The 15,097-nt window shown below is 69.7% G+C and carries 15 protein-coding genes; 7 read left to right on the forward strand and 8 right to left on the reverse strand.

Features of this window, described 5'->3' with window-relative positions:
• Positions 1–231: 231 nt before the first annotated feature.
• The 5 genes from ACYVLP_RS02200 to ctaE form a co-directional block, all read right to left on the reverse strand.
• Positions 232–585: a metallopeptidase family protein gene (locus ACYVLP_RS02200; RefSeq protein WP_460625701.1), complete on the reverse strand. Its 354-nt coding sequence runs from the start codon at positions 583–585 to the stop codon at positions 232–234.
• Between the two features lie 252 nt (positions 586–837).
• Entirely contained in the window at positions 838–2,595 is a 1,758-nt protein-coding gene (qcrB, locus tag ACYVLP_RS02205) for a cytochrome bc1 complex cytochrome b subunit (RefSeq protein ID WP_460625702.1), read from the reverse strand.
• Entirely contained in the window at positions 2,592–3,701 is a 1,110-nt protein-coding gene (qcrA, locus tag ACYVLP_RS02210) for a cytochrome bc1 complex Rieske iron-sulfur subunit (protein ID WP_460625703.1), read from the reverse strand. The genes qcrB and qcrA overlap by 4 nt, the downstream gene beginning before the upstream one ends.
• A 49-nt stretch (positions 3,702–3,750) precedes the next feature.
• The gene (gene qcrC / locus ACYVLP_RS02215) at positions 3,751–4,557 is read right to left on the reverse strand and encodes a cytochrome bc1 complex diheme cytochrome c subunit (RefSeq protein ID WP_460625704.1); all 807 of its coding nucleotides are present in this window, start codon (positions 4,555–4,557) and stop codon (positions 3,751–3,753) included.
• Between the two features lie 70 nt (positions 4,558–4,627).
• Positions 4,628–5,290 (reverse strand): aa3-type cytochrome oxidase subunit III, encoded by a 663-nt coding sequence (ctaE, locus tag ACYVLP_RS02220; RefSeq protein ID WP_452267832.1) that lies wholly within the window; start codon positions 5,288–5,290, stop codon positions 4,628–4,630.
• Between the two features lie 180 nt (positions 5,291–5,470).
• Here ctaE and ACYVLP_RS02225 point away from each other — a divergent pair, with 180 nt between their 5' ends.
• Together ACYVLP_RS02225 and trpD are read left to right on the forward strand one after the other, a co-directional pair.
• Positions 5,471–5,941 (forward strand): response regulator, encoded by a 471-nt coding sequence (locus ACYVLP_RS02225; protein WP_460625705.1) that lies wholly within the window; start codon positions 5,471–5,473, stop codon positions 5,939–5,941.
• 8 nt (positions 5,942–5,949) lie between these two features.
• A complete protein-coding gene (trpD, locus tag ACYVLP_RS02230; RefSeq protein ID WP_460625706.1) occupies positions 5,950–7,002 on the forward strand; it encodes an anthranilate phosphoribosyltransferase in 1,053 nt (350 codons plus the stop codon).
• Positions 7,003–7,006: 4 nt separating this feature from the next.
• Here the strand turns inward: trpD and ACYVLP_RS02235 are convergent, their stop codons facing one another.
• Complete coding sequence (locus ACYVLP_RS02235) at positions 7,007–7,291, reverse strand: Lrp/AsnC family transcriptional regulator (RefSeq protein WP_460625707.1); 285 nt, start codon at positions 7,289–7,291, stop codon at positions 7,007–7,009.
• A gap of 19 nt (positions 7,292–7,310) precedes the next feature.
• Positions 7,311–9,227 carry a DEDD exonuclease domain-containing protein gene (locus tag ACYVLP_RS02240; RefSeq protein WP_460625708.1) on the reverse strand — a complete coding sequence of 639 codons (1,917 nt, stop codon included), beginning with the start codon at positions 9,225–9,227 and terminating at the stop codon, positions 7,311–7,313.
• A gap of 98 nt (positions 9,228–9,325) precedes the next feature.
• Between ACYVLP_RS02240 and ACYVLP_RS02245 the strand changes: the two genes are divergently transcribed.
• Positions 9,326–9,613, forward strand: a complete 288-nt coding sequence (locus tag ACYVLP_RS02245; RefSeq protein ID WP_460625709.1) for a hypothetical protein — start codon at positions 9,326–9,328, stop codon at positions 9,611–9,613.
• Positions 9,614–9,722: 109 nt separating this feature from the next.
• Positions 9,723–11,075 carry a hypothetical protein gene (locus tag ACYVLP_RS02250; protein WP_460625710.1) on the forward strand — a complete coding sequence of 451 codons (1,353 nt, stop codon included), beginning with the start codon at positions 9,723–9,725 and terminating at the stop codon, positions 11,073–11,075.
• A gap of 42 nt (positions 11,076–11,117) precedes the next feature.
• Here the strand turns inward: ACYVLP_RS02250 and ACYVLP_RS02255 are convergent, their stop codons facing one another.
• The gene (locus ACYVLP_RS02255) at positions 11,118–12,908 is read right to left on the reverse strand and encodes an AMP-dependent synthetase/ligase (protein ID WP_460625711.1); all 1,791 of its coding nucleotides are present in this window, start codon (positions 12,906–12,908) and stop codon (positions 11,118–11,120) included.
• A 210-nt stretch (positions 12,909–13,118) separates the two neighbouring features.
• Here ACYVLP_RS02255 and ACYVLP_RS02260 point away from each other — a divergent pair, with 210 nt between their 5' ends.
• Genes ACYVLP_RS02260 through ACYVLP_RS02270 form a run of 3 tightly spaced genes read left to right on the forward strand, consistent with a single transcriptional unit; the run spans position 13,119 to position 15,080 of the window.
• Positions 13,119–13,562 (forward strand): SRPBCC family protein, encoded by a 444-nt coding sequence (locus tag ACYVLP_RS02260; protein WP_452267824.1) that lies wholly within the window; start codon positions 13,119–13,121, stop codon positions 13,560–13,562.
• Between the two features lie 4 nt (positions 13,563–13,566).
• Entirely contained in the window at positions 13,567–14,115 is a 549-nt protein-coding gene (locus ACYVLP_RS02265) for a hypothetical protein (protein ID WP_460625712.1), read from the forward strand.
• Positions 14,112–15,080 (forward strand): ROK family glucokinase, encoded by a 969-nt coding sequence (locus tag ACYVLP_RS02270; protein ID WP_460625713.1) that lies wholly within the window; start codon positions 14,112–14,114, stop codon positions 15,078–15,080. Before ACYVLP_RS02265 ends, ACYVLP_RS02270 begins: the two co-directional genes overlap by 4 nt.
• Positions 15,081–15,097: the final 17 nt, after the last annotated feature.

Here is a 15,097-nt window from a genome sequence, read left to right on the forward strand (position 1 = left end):
GGCCCTTCAGGCTCGCAGTGCGATCGTGTGGGAGAGAACATCCGAGGGCACCTCCGTCCGATCGGTTGTTGGTTCCCTCGACGGTAGACCTCGCCCCTAGGGTCGTAAAGGGCCCTCACAGGGTTCTCTGAGGAACTGTCCCACCGGCGAGACGCCGTGCACATCCCTGCGCTTCCGGGGCTCCGAGCGGTCCTCGGGCGTCTCTGTATGTGGGCGATGGCTGTCGTCGGCTCAGCCCCAGCCGAGCTCGTGCAGGTGGGCGTCGTCGATGCCGAAGTGATGGGCGATCTCGTGCACGACGGTGATCGCGATCTCGTCGCGCAGCTCGTCCGTCGAGTCGCACATCCGCTCGAGGGGTCCCTTGAAGATGGTGATGCGGTCCGGCAGGGAGCCGGCGTCCCACCAGGTGCCCCGCTCGGTCAGGGGAGTGCCGCTGTAGTAGCCCAGCAGGTCGGGGTCATCTGGCGGTGGCTCCTGCTCCACCAGCACGACGACGTTGTCCATGGCACGGGCGAGCTCGGGAGGGATCGAGTCGAGGGCCTCGCCGACGGCTTCCTCGAACTCCTCGTCCGTGAGGTGCTGCATGGTGCGAGTCTCGCACGCCGCGCAGACGCCTCCGCGCGAACCCCTTTGGGGCCCCACGGCCGTCACTGGCGGCGCGCCGGCGGGCGGCGTGGGAAGGGCCAGCGGCCGCGAACAGGACAGCGGCATCCGACGGCCAGCGGCATATGACCTGCCCGGATGGGATGCGGGCCAGGGGGAAGGTGCCCAGCCGAAAGGCCCCGGTCCCTTGCGGGAACCGGGGCCTTTCGACGGGCCACTGGGCCCAGCGCGCGCTCAGTCCTGCTTGGTGGCCTTGACCGTCTCGCGCTCCTGGCTGGCGCCGGCCTCGATGGCCTCGGGCTGCGCCTCGGGGGCCGGGGCGTGCGGGGCATGCTCGGCGTGCGCGGCCTCGAGCTCCGACGGGGTCGGCGGCGCGACGCGGTCCTTGAAGTAGAAGTTCGAGAGCTTGGCACGCAGGCGCTGGCTGCGGGCCACGGGGCTCGCGACCCCGTTGGGGTCCTTCTCGGCCGTGATCTGGAGCGGCTCCATGACCTCGTGCTGGACGAGCGGCCACCGCTCCTCGGGTGTGAGCGGAGCGTGGATCTCCTCGAACCGACCGTCGGCGTAGCGCCAGATCGTGCCCGTCTCGCGGCCGTGGAGCACCTTCTGGCGGTCGGCGCGCTGCAGGCTGAGGCAGATGCGCTTGGTGATCCAGAAGGCGATCGGCGGGCCGATGAAGAACAGCAGGCGCAGCGCCATCGTGATGTCGTTGATCGACAGGTGCAGCTTGATCGCCATGAGGTCGTTGCCGGCGGCGAAGAAGAGCACGACGTATGCCGTGATGCCGGCGACGCCGATCGCGGTGCGGGTCGGGTTGTTCCGGGGACGGTCGAGCAGGTGGTGCTCCCGGTTGTCGCCGGTGACCCATTTCTCGACGAACGGGTAGACGCCGATGAGGGTCCACATGATCGGTAGCAGCAGGATCGAGCCCGGGAAGATGTTCATGCTCCACGTGAAGCCGAACGTCTCGAACTCGAGGAAGCCGGGCAGCAGACGTAGGGCGCCGTCGGCGAAGCCCATGTACCAGTCAGGCTGAGAGCCGGCCGTGATCGGCGACGGGTCGTAGGGGCCATACGCCCAGATCGGGTTGATCGTCACGACTGCCGAGATGAGGGCGATGACACCGAAGACGATGAAGAAGAAGCCGCCGGCCTTGGCGATGTACACCGGCATGAACGGGTAGCCGACGACGTTGTTGTTCGTCCGGCCCGGGCCCGGGTACTGCGTGTGCTTGTGCACGAACACGAGCAGGATGTGCGCCGTGAACAGGCCCACGAGGATCGCGGGAATGAGCAGGACGTGCAGCGAGTACAGGCGCGGGATGATCGCCTCGCCCGGGAAGGGCCCGCCGAAGATGAAGTACGACATGTACGAGCCGATGATCGGGACCGACTGGACGAAGCCGTTCATGGCGCGGATGCCGGTGCCCGAGAGCAGGTCGTCGGGCAGCGAGTATCCGGCGAAGCCCTCGATGCAGGCCAGCAGCGACAGGATCGTGCCGAACACCCAGTTGATCTCGCGCGGCTTGCGGAACGCGCCCGTGAAGAACACGCGCGACATGTGGACGAAGACCGACACGACGAACACCAGCGCGGCCCAGTGGTGGATCTGGCGGATGAGAAGGCCACCGCGGATGTCGAACGAGATGTCCAGCGTCGAGCGGTACGCGTCCGAGACGGTGACGCCCTGGAGCGGGATGTACGAGCCGTCGTAGACGACCGAGCTGGCGCTCGGCACGAACCAGAAGGTGAGGAACACGCCGGTCAGCAGGCAGACGATCATCGAGTACATCGCGATCTCGCCGAGCATGAACGACCAGTGGTCGGGGAAGACCTTCTTGGACAGGTAGGAGACGCCCTTGGCGCCGCCGAGCCGGTCGTCGAACCATCCGGCGATGCCGCCCAGCTGCTTGTTCGCGGCGTGCTGCGCATCTGCCTGCCGGTCGCCGGCGCGCAGTGCGTCAGCGGGACGGGTGTCGTTGATCGTGCTCATCGGGCACGCTCCCAGAAACTCGGTCCGACGGGCTCCTGGAAGCCCTGCGGGGCGACGAGGTAACCCGCGTCGTCAACAATGATCTTAAGCTGCGGCAGCGGCCGCTTGGCCGGACCGAAGATGACCTCGCAGTTCTCGGTGAGGTCGAAGGTCGACTGGTGGCAGGGGCAGAGCAGATGGTGCGTCTGCTGCTCGTAGAGGCCGACCGCACAGCCGACGTGGGTGCAGATCTTGGAGTAGGCCACCGTGCCGTCGATGCCCCACTCCTTCTCCTGCTGGTTGTTGATCAGGTTGGGGTCGAGACGGATCAGGATGACGGCCGCCTTGGCCTTCTGCTCGAGGACTTCCTTGCCCTCGTCGATGTACTTCTGGAGCGTCTCGGGCATGACGTGGAAGACCGAGCCGAGCGTGACGTCCGAGAGCTTGATCGGGGTCATCTCCGGGTCACGCATGAGTCGGATCGGCTTGCCGTCGTTGTACTTCGGATCCCAGATCGTGGTCTTCAGCTGCTCGACATTCGTGGGGCCGAGCGAGCCGACGACCTGCAGGCCGAGCGGCAGGATGAACAGGCCCACAGCGCCGCCGAGGGTGTACTTGAGCATCGGGCGGCGGCCCAGCTGCGTCGAGTCCACACCGTCCGCGACGACCTTGACCGCCTCGGCGCGGTCCTTCGTGCTCGAGGCCTGCAGGTGGCGGTCCTCGACGATCTCCTCGTCCGACATGAGCGTCTTGGCCCAGTGGACCGCACCGATGCCGATGAAGAAGATCGCGAAGCCCAGGGAGAGGCCGAGCGCGACGTTGAGCGTGGAGGCCTTGCCGATGCCCGGGAAGAAGAACGTCGCGTCGTCCGGGATGGCGAAATAGCCCACGAGGAAGACGAGCGTGGCGATCATCGAGAGGGTGAACAGCGCCACCACCTGGCGCTCGGCGCGCTTGGCCGCCTTCGGCTGGTCGTCGGCGAGCCGGTGGATGTGGGCCGGTAGGCCGGGGTTCTCGAACTGGTCGGCACCACGGATCAGCGAGGCGGGAAGCAGCTCGTGTCCGTCGCTGGGCGCAGGGACGAGCTCGCTGCCCGGTTCGTCAGGCGTGGTCTCGTGGTCGGTCATCGGGTGATGGTCCTGTCGTCGTTCGTGAGCGGGACGATGCAGTTGCGGGTCATGCGGCCTTCTTGCCCAGCCAGACGGCGCAGCCGATGAGGATGCCGAGCGCGAACACCCAGGCGAACAGGCCCTCGGAGACGGGCCCGAGGTTGCCGAGGGTGAACCCGCCGACGTTGGTCTGGTCCTCCTGCGCCTTGAGGTAGGAGATGACCTTCTGCTTCGCCTCGGGCGTGAGGTTCGAGTCGTTGAAGACCGGCATGGACTGCGGGCCGGTGATCATCGCCTCGTAGATGTGCCGCGGCGTGGTGTCCTGCAGCGAGGGGGCGTACTTGCCGCGGGTGAGCGCTCCGCCGGCGCCGGCGAAGTTGTGGCACATGGCGCAGTTCACGCGGAAGATCTGGCCGCCTTCGGCGATCGCCCGGTTGTTCTCCGGGGTGCCGGGCTCGATCACCTTGGTGTACTTCTCGTCCGGGACCGAGGGGCCGGGGCCGAGCGAGGCGACGTAGGCCGACAGGGCGGCGATGTCCTCGTCGGAGAACTTCACCTTGTTGATGGGGGCCTGGACGTTCGGTCCGGCGAGCGGCATCCGGCCCGTGCCGACCTGGAAGTCGACCGCAGCCGCGCCCACGCCGACCAGCGAGGGGCCCGACTTGGTGCCCTGGGCGTTGAGGCCGTGGCAGCTCGCGCAGTTGGCGATGAAGAGGTCCTTGCCCTCCTGGACCTGGTCGGCGGCCACCGACGCGGCGGCGTTGGCATCCTTCGGAGCCAGGAACGAGTAGGCGCCACCGGTCACGAGCAGGCCGAGCAGCAGCAGCACCGCGATCGCGGCGGGGTGTCGGCGTCGGGCGGCCAAGGCTTTCACTCTGTGTTCCTGTCGTCCAAGGTGGTCACGGGCTGGGTGGGCTGATGGGGCTTGGGGACCGGCATACGGGTCAACGCAGGATGTAGATGGTCGCGAACAGCGCGATCCACACGACGTCGACGAAGTGCCAGTAGTACGACGTGACGACGGCGCCGGTCGCGTTGGCGTGGGTGTAGCGACGCGTCGTGAAGGTGCGGGCGATGATGAGCAGGAAGGCCATGAGGCCGCCGGTCACGTGCAGGCCGTGGAAGCCGGTGGCCATGAAGAAGACCGAGCCGTAGGCGTCGGAGCTCAGCGTGACGTTCTCCGAGACGAGCTCGGCGTACTCCATCACCTGGCCGGCGATGAAGAACGCACCGAAGAGGTACGTGATGACGTACCACTCGCGCATGCCCCAGTTCTTGATGTCGAGCAGCTTGCCGGTACGCGCCTTCTGCCCGCGCTCTGCCTTCCAGACACCGAGCTGGCACCACACGGAGGAGACGACCAGCACGAGGCAGTTGACGCTCGCGAAGGGGAGGTTCAGCTTCTCGGTCTGCTCCGCCCAGAGCTCGGGCCGAACCGACCTGAGCTGGAAGTAGACGGCGAACAGACCCGCGAAGAACATGAGCTCGCTCGAGAGCCACACGATGGTGCCGACGGCGACCATGTTGGGGCGGGTCGCCGGGCCGTGGTGGGCCGGATTCGCTACTGCGCTGGAAGGAACTGCCGATGCTGTCGCCACGTTGGACATTATTCCCACATTCATGTCGGGCTGTGCGAGCGACCCCCCGGATTCGAGGTGCCCCCTCGGGGTTTCGTGACCATTCCGTCACAGAGGCCCGACGCCCTTGCGTACAGAGTGCGCAAACCGGTGCCCGCTGCGCGGGAGGTCACTGCGGTGTGGGGGCGCCTCCCCGGTAGCATCTGGCCCATGACCGCCTCGAACGACACCCCCGACCAGGGCACGTCCACCACTGTCGCGACGCAGACCGGTGCCACGGAGCCCGTGAGGCGGGTCAGCGTGCTGCTCTACAGCGACGACGTGACCACGCGCGACGCCGTGCGCGCCGCTGTCGGGCGCCGGCCGGCCAAGGACGTCGAGGTCGTGCGCTGGCACGAGTGCGCGACCGCGGATGCTGTGGTCCACTCGGTCGAGACCGACCGGTTCGACATCCTCGTGCTCGACGGCGAGGCGGCCAAGGTCGGCGGTCTGGGCCTGGCGCGGCAGCTCAAGAACGAGATCTACAACTGCCCGCCCATCATCGTGCTCACCGGCCGTCCGCAGGACAGCTGGCTGGCGGCCTGGTCGCAGGCCGACCTCGCGGTGCCGCACCCGCTCGACCCGATCGCGCTGACGTCGGCAGTGACGACGCTTGCGCGCGCCGCGGTCGCGAAAGCCTGACGCCGCCGATGACGCAGGACGTGGCGCAGTCCTGGCCGTCCGTCTACGCCGAGCTGATCGCCGGCCGTGACCTCGACCGGGCAGCGGCCGAGTGGGCCATGGGCCAGATCATGTCCGGTGAGGCGACGCCAGTGCAGATCGCCGGCTTCCTCATGGGGCTGCGGGCCAAGGGCGAGAGCGTCGAGGAGATGCGCGGGCTCGCCGAGGTGATGCTCGCGCACGCGCATCGCATCGAGGTGGAGGGTCCGAGTCTCGACATCGTGGGCACCGGCGGCGACCGGGCCCACACGGTCAACATCTCGACGATGTCCTCGATCGTGGCGGCCGCGGCGGGCGTCCGCGTCGTCAAGCACGGCAACCGGGCGGCATCCTCGTCGTCGGGGTCGGCCGACGTGCTCGAGGCGCTCGGCGTCGACCTCTCGCTTCCTCCGGAGCGCGTTGTCGCGATCGCCGGCGAGGCCGGCATCACGTTCTGCTTCGCCCAGACGTTCCACCCGTCGTTCCGCTTCACGGCAGTGCCCCGCCGGGAGCTCGGGATCGGCACCGCGTTCAACTTCCTGGGCCCACTGACCAACCCGGCCCAGCCGACGTATGCCGTCGTGGGCTGTGCGGACGCCCGCATGGCTCCGCTTCTGGCCGGCGTCTTCGCGGACCGCGGCAAGGACGCCGCCGTGTTCCGCGGCGACGATGGACTGGACGAGGTGACGGTCTCGACGACGACGAGCGTCTGGTGGGTCCGTGGAGGCCAGGTGCGGGACCTCGTCCTCGACCCGACGGCGGTCGGGTTCGAGACGCACTCCGTCGAGGAGCTGCGTGGCGGTGACGCGGCGCACAACGCACAGGTCGTGCGCGACGTGTTCGCCGGGGCGACCGGCGCGGTCCGCGACGCGGTACTGCTCAACGCCGGCATCGCCCTGGCGCTGACCCGGCCCGACTCCGGCCGCACCGCGGAGGCCTTCCACGCGGACCTGCGCGCCGGCGTCGACCTCGCGGCGCAGGCTATCGACAGCGGCGCCGCGACGAAGGTCGTCGAGCGATGGGTCGCCGCGACCCGGGCCTAGGGGCCTACTCGCCGTCCAGCCCGAGGCTGAACGCGGCCTCGAGGTCGTGGGCGGAGTACGTACGGAAGGCGATGTGGGTCGACGTGCCGACGACGCCCTCGACCTTGTTGAGGCGGTCGGCGATGACGTCCGCGAACTCGTCGTGTGTCTTGACCCGAACCATGGCGATGAGGTCGGCGTCGCCGGTCACGGAGTAGACCTCGGACACCGCCGGGATGTTGGCGATCTCCTCGGCGACCTCGGGGATCCGGTCGACCTCGCAGTTGATCATGACGATGGCGGTGATCACGGGACCACCCTAGCCGTGCCTAGCCTGCCTGACGCAGGGCGCCACGACGAGGCCTCGCGGCGGGCACGTCGTTGTCGAAACCGACGGCATCGCGGGCCGAGGAGGCAGCGGGCTCGAGCTGCTGGCGGAGCGCGCCGGCGCCGCCGACCGGGCAGGTCCACGAGCCGTCCAGCTCGACGATCCGCACGCCGGGTGCCTCGAGCCAGCGCAGCAGGATCTCGGTCTCCTCGGTCAGTGCGGACGGCCGGTCTGGGGTCGGCGTCGAGACCACCTCGGCCGTCGCCTGCATGGTGCGCACCTGGGCCATCGGGTCGGTGCCGCGCGGGCTCACCACGGTGCCGGCGAGCCGTCCGTGCCTGATGCACACGAGCTCCCACCCGCCGTCGTCGCTGCGTCGGGCTGCGACGATCTCGCGTGACTGCGTCAGCGGCGCGAGCCGCTGCGCACGGGCAGCGCCTCGCACCAGTGCGAGAAAGCGGTCGCGCACCCGAGCGGCGTCCTCGAAGCGCTCCTGCGAGGCGAGCTCCTCGAGGCGCGCGCGGATGAGCTCGCCCCCGGGCCGGGCGTCTCCGGTGAAGATCGCGGCACACTCGGCCACGACGATCGCGTAGTCGCCCTCGGACTGGGCGCCGGTGCACGGCGCGCCGCACCGGCCCATGTCGGCGAGTGCGCACGCGGACCCCTTTCCGGTGAGGCGGCCGGTGCACTGGCGCAGTGGCACGACCTCGTGCACCGCGTCGACGGCCGCCTGGGCGGTCGCCCGCGACCGGAACGGCCCGATGTAATTGGCCCCGTCGTCGCGCACCTGCTTGACGATGGACAGGCGCGGAAAGCGCTCCTGGGTGAGCTTGACCCACATCGTCTTGCGGCCGTCCTTGGAGCGGCGGTTGAAGCGTGGCTTGTGCTCGTCGATGAGCCGGAGCTCACGGACCTGTGCCTCCAGGGACGTCTGGCACACGACAGGGTGCACGACATGGGCCAGACGCACCATCTCGGCCATCCGGCTGCGCTGCTCGGACGCCGTGAAGTAGGTGCGCACCCGCGCCCGGATGTCGCGGCTCGTGCCGACGTAGAGCACCCGGCCGTTGCCGTCCTTGAAGAGGTAGACACCAGGCGCGTGGGGGAGCGGGTCGGCCAGGAACCGCTTGCGTCGCTGGACCGGCGTCACGCGCGAGCTGTAGCTGGACAGCTCCTCAACGGTGTGCACGCCGAGGTTGCCGACCCGTGCGATGAGCCCATGAAGCACGTCGACCGTTGCCCGCGCATCGTGCAGGGCGCGGTGGTCCGGTGTGGTCGTCGAGCCGAACACCTGCGCGAGGGAGGCGAGCCGATGGTTGGGCGACTCGTCCCGCACGACGAGCTGACGCGCCAGCTGGAGCGTGTCGAGCACCGGGAAGCCCGGCCACGGCGCGCCGGTGCGGGCAGCGGCCGACTTGAGGAAGCTGATGTCGAAGCCGGCGTTGTGCGCGACGAGGACACTCCCCGCCGCGAACTCGAGGAAGGCGGGCAGCGCACTCTCGATGCGTGGGGCGTCGTTGACCATGGCGTCGGTGATGCCGGTCAGCACGGAGATGAACGCCGGGATCGGCTCGGCCGGGTTGACGAGGGTCTGGAACTCTCCGAGCACCTCGCCGCCGCGCACCTTGACGGCGCCGATCTCTGTGATGCCGCACTCGGCCGGAGTGCCGCCTGTGGTCTCGAGGTCCACGACGACGAACGTGACGTCGGCCAGGGAGGTGCCGAGGTCGTCGAACGTCGACTGGATCGCGTGCATGACATTGACGGTATGCCGCACCGCCGACAACGCTGCGGAGGCGCGGCGGCGACGGGCCTTGTCGCAGTGATGGATCCAGAGGACGCAGCGCGAGAGGCGCTCGAGGGACGACGGTCCTGCGCCCTGCGCGACGGCGATGTCGGTGGTCTCCCATAGCGTCATCCGTGACAGATCGCAACGAGACACGAAGGGTGGCGAGGAAGATGCTCGTTGACTGCCAGACCTGCCCGGTGCGGGACGTCCACTGCGCCGAATGCGTCGTGACCGCACTGAACGCACTGACCACGATCCCCGTCGTCGGGGCGGAAGGGTCGCCCGACCAGACGATCGGCGTGGTGGGCCGCGCGGTCCACCGGGGCGGCACCGACGGCCCCGACGGCCCCGACGGCCCCGAGAGGACAGTGCCTCTTGACCGGGCCGAGCGCCGAGCCGTGTCGGCGCTGCTGGCCGCCGGCCTGGTCAACACCACGGCGGCGAACTCCGCCCGTGCCGTGCTCGACGAGGAGCTTCCCGTTGGCCGTGCGCGCGGAGCCAGACGGGCTGTCTGAGGGGCCCCACCCTGCTGATGACGCTTCTGGACCTGCTGGCGCACGCGCCCGCGCCATCGGGCGCCCGCGCGTTCGGCTGGCTCACACGCTGTCATGTCACCATGACCGCGTGTCCCGCCAGCGCAGTGCCCGGTCCACGGCTGCTGCGGCGGCCGTGGTGGCGATGTTTGCCATCGGCGCGGTCGGCGGCTGCGAAAGGGGGGCGCCCAGCGTCGCGACGACTGGCACAGCCCAGACGTCAGCGACATCGGGGGGCGCCACCACCACCAACGGCGAGATCCCTGCTGCGGCGTGGGCTGCGGCCCGAAACGAGGCCGTCGGCCAGATCCTGCAACAGCGGGTTTCCGCCGTCGACCAGGGGGACCGGGCCGGTTGGCTCGAGGCACTCGGCAGCCATCCGGACGCGCGCCTCGCAGCGACCCAGCAGCGGGTCTTCGACCGCATGACGGCCATGGGAGCGAGGCGCATGAGCATCGTGGCCCTGCGCGAGCAGTCCGAACCCCTGCCCACCCCCGCAGGCACCCCCGTGAAGTGGGACGTCAAGGCGAACCTCAGCTACGAGCTGCATGGGTTCGACACCTCCCCGCGCAGCTTCGACCTGAACCTGACGTTCAAGGCCGACCCCGCGCATCCCGAGGCCGCCGTCCTCACCGCATCGACGCCGTCCGGCCGCCCCCAGCCGTGGGACCTCGACGGGCTGGTGGTCCGCCGGACACCGCACGCACTCGTCCTCGCGGTGGGCTCGAGGGCCCGCGTCGACGAGATCGTCCGCCGGACCGCCACGGCTCGCGCCCGCGTCGCCGCAGTCTGGGGCGAGTCCCAGCCGGCGGTCTGGGTGGCCCCGGCAACGGATGCCGACGCAGCCCGGCTGCTCGGCCGCAGCGCCGCCGATCTCGACGGGGTGGCCGCTGCGACCGACGGCCCGCTGACACCCGGCCAGCACGCCGGCGCGGACCGCATCGTGCTCATCCCGGGGGCGTGGACCGCGCTCCAGCCTGACGGGCGCGACGTCGTGATGACCCATGAGCTGACCCATGCGACCGTCCGCGCGGCAACGACGCAGACCGTCCCGCTCTGGCTCGCTGAGGGCTTCGCCGACTATGTCGCGTACCGACGCATCGACCTGCCGGAGGCGACCATCGCCGCTCCGGCTCTGAAACAGGCTCGCGACCAAGGGGTCCCGCACGCCCTGCCGACGGACGCGGACTTCGACCCGAGCGCGGGTCGGCTCCAGACGGCATACGGTCTGGCCCTGCTTGCAGTCCGCACGATCGCCGACGAGTACGGCACTCCTGACCTCGTGCGGCTGTACGAGGCGGCAGCGGGCAGCATCTCCCTGCCGACCGCCCAGGTCGGCGACCGCGACGCCGCGCTCGCCCTGGCGTTCGAACAGACGCTGCACACGCGGGAGAGCACGATCGTGCGAGACTGGCAGGCGCGGATCCGCGGGCTGCTCGACTGAGCTAGGACACCGCGACATGGCTCGGTGTCCTCGGTCGCCAGATCAGGCGTAGAGCTTCTCCACGTCCTCGTTGAAGTCCTTCATGACGAGGGCGCGCTTGAGCTTCAGGGACGGCGTGAGGTAGCCGTTGGCCTCGGTGAAGTCGCCGGGCAGCACCGCGAACTTGCGGATCGACTCGGCCTTCGAGACCGCCTCGTTCGCCCGGTCCACCGCCTCCAGGAGCGCCTGCATCACGGTCGGGTTGCTCCGCGCCTCGTCGATCGAGACACCCTCGAGGCCGTGCGACTGGGCCCACAGCGGCCACATCTCGTCGTCCAGGGTGATGAGCACGGCGATGAACGGCTTCTGGTCGCCGACCACGATGCACTGAGAGACGAGTGGGTGCGCGCGCAGCCGGTCTTCGAGGACCGCGGGGGCGACGTTCTTGCCGCCGGCGGTGACGAGGATCTCCTTCTTGCGGCCGGTGATCCGCAGGTAGCCGTCGTCGTCGAGCTCACCGACGTCGCCGGTGTGGAACCAGCCGTCGACGATCGCGTCGGCCGTGGCCGTCGGGTTGTTGTGATAGCTGCTGAAGACGCCGACACCCTTGAGCAGGATCTCGCCGTCGGCGTCGATGCGGATGCCGGTGCCGGGCAGCGGTGGGCCGACCGTGCCGATCTTGATCTTGTCGGGAGTGTTGACAGCGGCCGGGGCAGTGGTCTCGGTCAGGCCGTAGCCCTCGAGGATGACGACGCCGATGCCACGGTAGAAGTGGCCGAGGCGGGTGCCGAGGGGAGCTCCGCCTGACACGGCATGCCGCACCCGGCCCCCCATGGCGTCGCGGAGCTTGGAGTAGACCAGCCGGTCGAACAGGGCGTGCTGGAGCCGGAGCCCGAGGCCCGGTCGGCCGGCGTCGAGAGACTGGCTGTACGCGATGGCGACCGTCGCCGCGCGCAGGAAGATCTTGCCCTTGCCGTCCGCGGAGGCCTTGGCCTCGGCCGAGTTGTAGATCTTCTCGAAGACGCGTGGGACCGCGAGCACGAACGTCGGCTGGAAGCCCGCGAAGTCGTCGAGCAGGTTCTTGATGTCGGACGAGTGACCCATGCGGGCCTTGCCCGCGACGCAGAGCACCTCGATGAACCGGGCAAAGACGTGGGCGAGCGGCAGGAACAGCAGCGTCGACGCGTTGTCGACGAGGATGACCGGACCGAGCTTGTCGATGGCGTTCTCTGCGAGGTCGAGGAAGTTGCCGTGGGTCAGCTCGCAGCCCTTGGGTCGGCCGGTCGTACCGGAGGTGTAGATGATCGTTGCGAGCGTGGTCCGGTCCAGGCCGGAGCGCCTCTCGTCCAGTGCCGAGTCGGGGACTCCGCGGCCCTTCTCACGCAGCGCGTCCAGGCCTCCGGCGGCGATCTCGACGACGTTCGTGAGGGACGGCAGCGAGGGCCGGACCTCGTCGACGACGGCGCGGTGCGCCTCGGTCTCGACGACGACGGTCGAGGCACCGGAGTCGGACAGCGCCCACTGGACCTGCTCGGCGGACGACGTCTCGTAGATCGGCACGACCACGGCGCCGGCGGTCCAGGCGGCGAAGTCCACCAGGGTCCACTCGTAGCGGGTGCGCGACATGAGCCCGACGACGTCACCAGGCTCGACGCCCGACGCGACGAGACCCTTGGCGACGGCGTTGACATCGTCTGCGAACTGGACCCAGGTCACATGGGTCCACCCGCCGGCGGGCGTCTTGCGCGAGAACGCTGTCTCGTTCGGGGACTCCTTGGCGTTACGCACCGGCAGGTCGGCGAGGCTGCCCTCGGACGTGGTTGGCGCGAGCGGTGCGACGACCTTTTCCTTCACTGGTCACTCCTGATGCGGGGCCGGATGAGCTGCACCTTACCGACCGGTAACCGCGACGCGCCGTCATGGTGCGCACCGTCACGCGATCGGACGGAGGCGGTCCCCAAGTCGCAGAACGCTCCCCGCCGCTCACATCTTCGCACGTGCGTCGGCGCGCTGTGGGCAGGCACTTCAGAGTGGGGCCGGGGCCCACGCGATAGCCTTCGGCGCATGGCCGATCGTACGGAGTCCTCCATCGTCATCGACGCCGCTCCCGGCGAGGTGCTCGACGTCATCGCCGACTTCGAGGCGTACCCCGAGTGGGCCAACGACGTGAAGGAGGTGCGCGTCCTCGCGGAGGAGGGCGACGGGTGGGCCGACCAGGTGGAGTTCACCCTCGACGCGGGCGCGATCAAGGACACGTATGTCCTCGACTACGAGTGGGACGTCGTCGAGGACGGCACCGGTGTCGTGTCCTGGTCGCTCGTCTCGGCGCAGGTCCTCAAGGCCATGAACGGCTCCTACACGTTGGCCTCCGACGGCGAGGGGACCAAGGTCACCTACCGCCTCGCGGTCGACGTGAAGATCCCGATGATCGGTCTGCTCAAGCGAAAGGCGGAGAAGGTCATCATCGACACCGCTCTCAAACAGCTGAAGAAGCGGGTCGAGGCCTGACCACGTGACGTCCAACGACGGTCCGCAGGAGACCCCCGCCGAGGCCCGCGCGCGCCGCCGGGCCGAGCTGCCCCAGCCCGGCACGGTCCAGCAGGAGGCAGCCCTGCTTGTCGACCTGTTGTCCCAGCGTGGGTGGGCCCCACCGGCGGGTATGCCGTCCGGCCGCGCCGGTGAGTCGGCTGGAGACGGCGCGCAGCCGGGCCATGACGCGCGCGGCGCCGGCGCTTCGTCCGGCAGCGGGCAGAGGCAGGAGAACGGGTCACAGCGCTCGGGCCCCGATGGCCAGCACGAGTGCACGTGCGGGGGTCGCACCCCGGCTGCCTGCGCGGTGTGCCCGGTCTGCCAGCTCATCGCGTTCGTCCAGCAGGTCAACCCCGAGACGATCGACAAGGTCGCCGACTTCGTCGGGTTCGCCGCGACCGCGCTGCGCGACCTGGCGACCGCCCAGCGGGAGCGACAGTCCGACGCCGGCAGGAACGGCACGGACTCCGAGGCCGGCCCCACGCACGAAGCCGACGACCCTCACCAGCCTCACGGAGAGGCGCCCTCATGAGCCGGAACCTCGCCATCGGCATCGACATCGGCGGCACCAAGGTCGCCGGGGGAGTCGTCGACGAAACCGGCACGATCATCCACCGGACCCGTCGAGACACGCCGCACCGGTCGACCTCGCCGTCGGTCGTGGAGAACACCATCGTGGAGTCCGTGGAGGAGCTCCTCTCGAAGGTCGACCCGGCCGACGTCACCGCGGTCGGGATCGGGGCCGCCGGGTTCGTCGCCGAGGACCGCTCGACCGTGGTCTTCGCACCCCACCTGTCCTGGCGGAACGAGCCGTTGCGGGATGCGCTGTCGCAGCGGATCCACCTGCCGATCACCGTCGACAACGACGCGAACGCTGCAGCCTGGGCCGAGGCGACCTTCGGCGCCGCACGAGGCGAGTCGCACGTGGTGATCATCACCCTCGGCACCGGTATCGGCGGTGCCCTCATCATCGACGGCGCGGTCCAGCGGGGCCGGTACGGCATCGCCGGCGAGTTCGGGCACATGCAGGTCGTGCCGGGCGGCGCGAGATGTGAGTGCGGCAACCGTGGGTGCTGGGAGCAGTACGCCAGCGGCAACGCGCTGGTGCGCGAGGCGAGGGCGATGATCGAAGCCGGGTCGCCCGTGGTGGTCGACCTGCTTGCTCGGCTCGGTGGGGACACGTCGGCGCTGACCGGCCCGGTCATCACCGAGGCGGCCCGCGACGGCGACGCGACCGCCCGCGAGCTGATCGCGGACATCGGCGAGTGGCTCGGGATCGGCATGGCGAACCTCGCGGCAGCCTTCGACCCTGGGCTGTTCGTCATCGGTGGGGGCGTCAGCGCAGCCGACGAGATGCTCATCGCTCCGGCGCGCGAGGCGTTCCGGCGCCAGCTGCCAGGACGCGGCTACCGGCCCCAAGCGCGGATCGTGCGCGCGGTGCTGGGCAGCGACGCGGGACTCATCGGAGCCGCGGAGCTCGCCCGCACCGGCCGCTGACCCTGCAACACACCGAA

It is taken from the genome of Intrasporangium mesophilum (assembly GCF_054783095.1).

Excerpts from the sequence above, each read along its gene's own strand:
- ACYVLP_RS02200 (WP_460625701.1), bottom strand. The coding sequence starts at position 585 with ATGCAGCACCTCACGGACGAGGAGTTCGAGGAAGCCGTCGGCGAGGCC.
- qcrB (WP_460625702.1), bottom strand. The coding sequence starts at position 2,595 with ATGAGCACGATCAACGACACCCGTCCCGCTGACGCACTGCGCGCCGGC.
- qcrA (WP_460625703.1), bottom strand. The coding sequence starts at position 3,701 with ATGACCGACCACGAGACCACGCCTGACGAACCGGGCAGCGAGCTCGTC.
- ctaE (WP_452267832.1), bottom strand. The coding sequence starts at position 5,290 with ATGTCCAACGTGGCGACAGCATCGGCAGTTCCTTCCAGCGCAGTAGCG.
- ACYVLP_RS02225 (WP_460625705.1), top strand. The coding sequence starts at position 5,471 with ATGACCGCCTCGAACGACACCCCCGACCAGGGCACGTCCACCACTGTC.
- trpD (WP_460625706.1), top strand. The coding sequence starts at position 5,950 with ATGACGCAGGACGTGGCGCAGTCCTGGCCGTCCGTCTACGCCGAGCTG.
- ACYVLP_RS02240 (WP_460625708.1), bottom strand. The coding sequence starts at position 9,227 with ATGACGCTATGGGAGACCACCGACATCGCCGTCGCGCAGGGCGCAGGA.
- ACYVLP_RS02260 (WP_452267824.1), top strand. The coding sequence starts at position 13,119 with ATGGCCGATCGTACGGAGTCCTCCATCGTCATCGACGCCGCTCCCGGC.
- ACYVLP_RS02270 (WP_460625713.1), top strand. The coding sequence starts at position 14,112 with ATGAGCCGGAACCTCGCCATCGGCATCGACATCGGCGGCACCAAGGTC.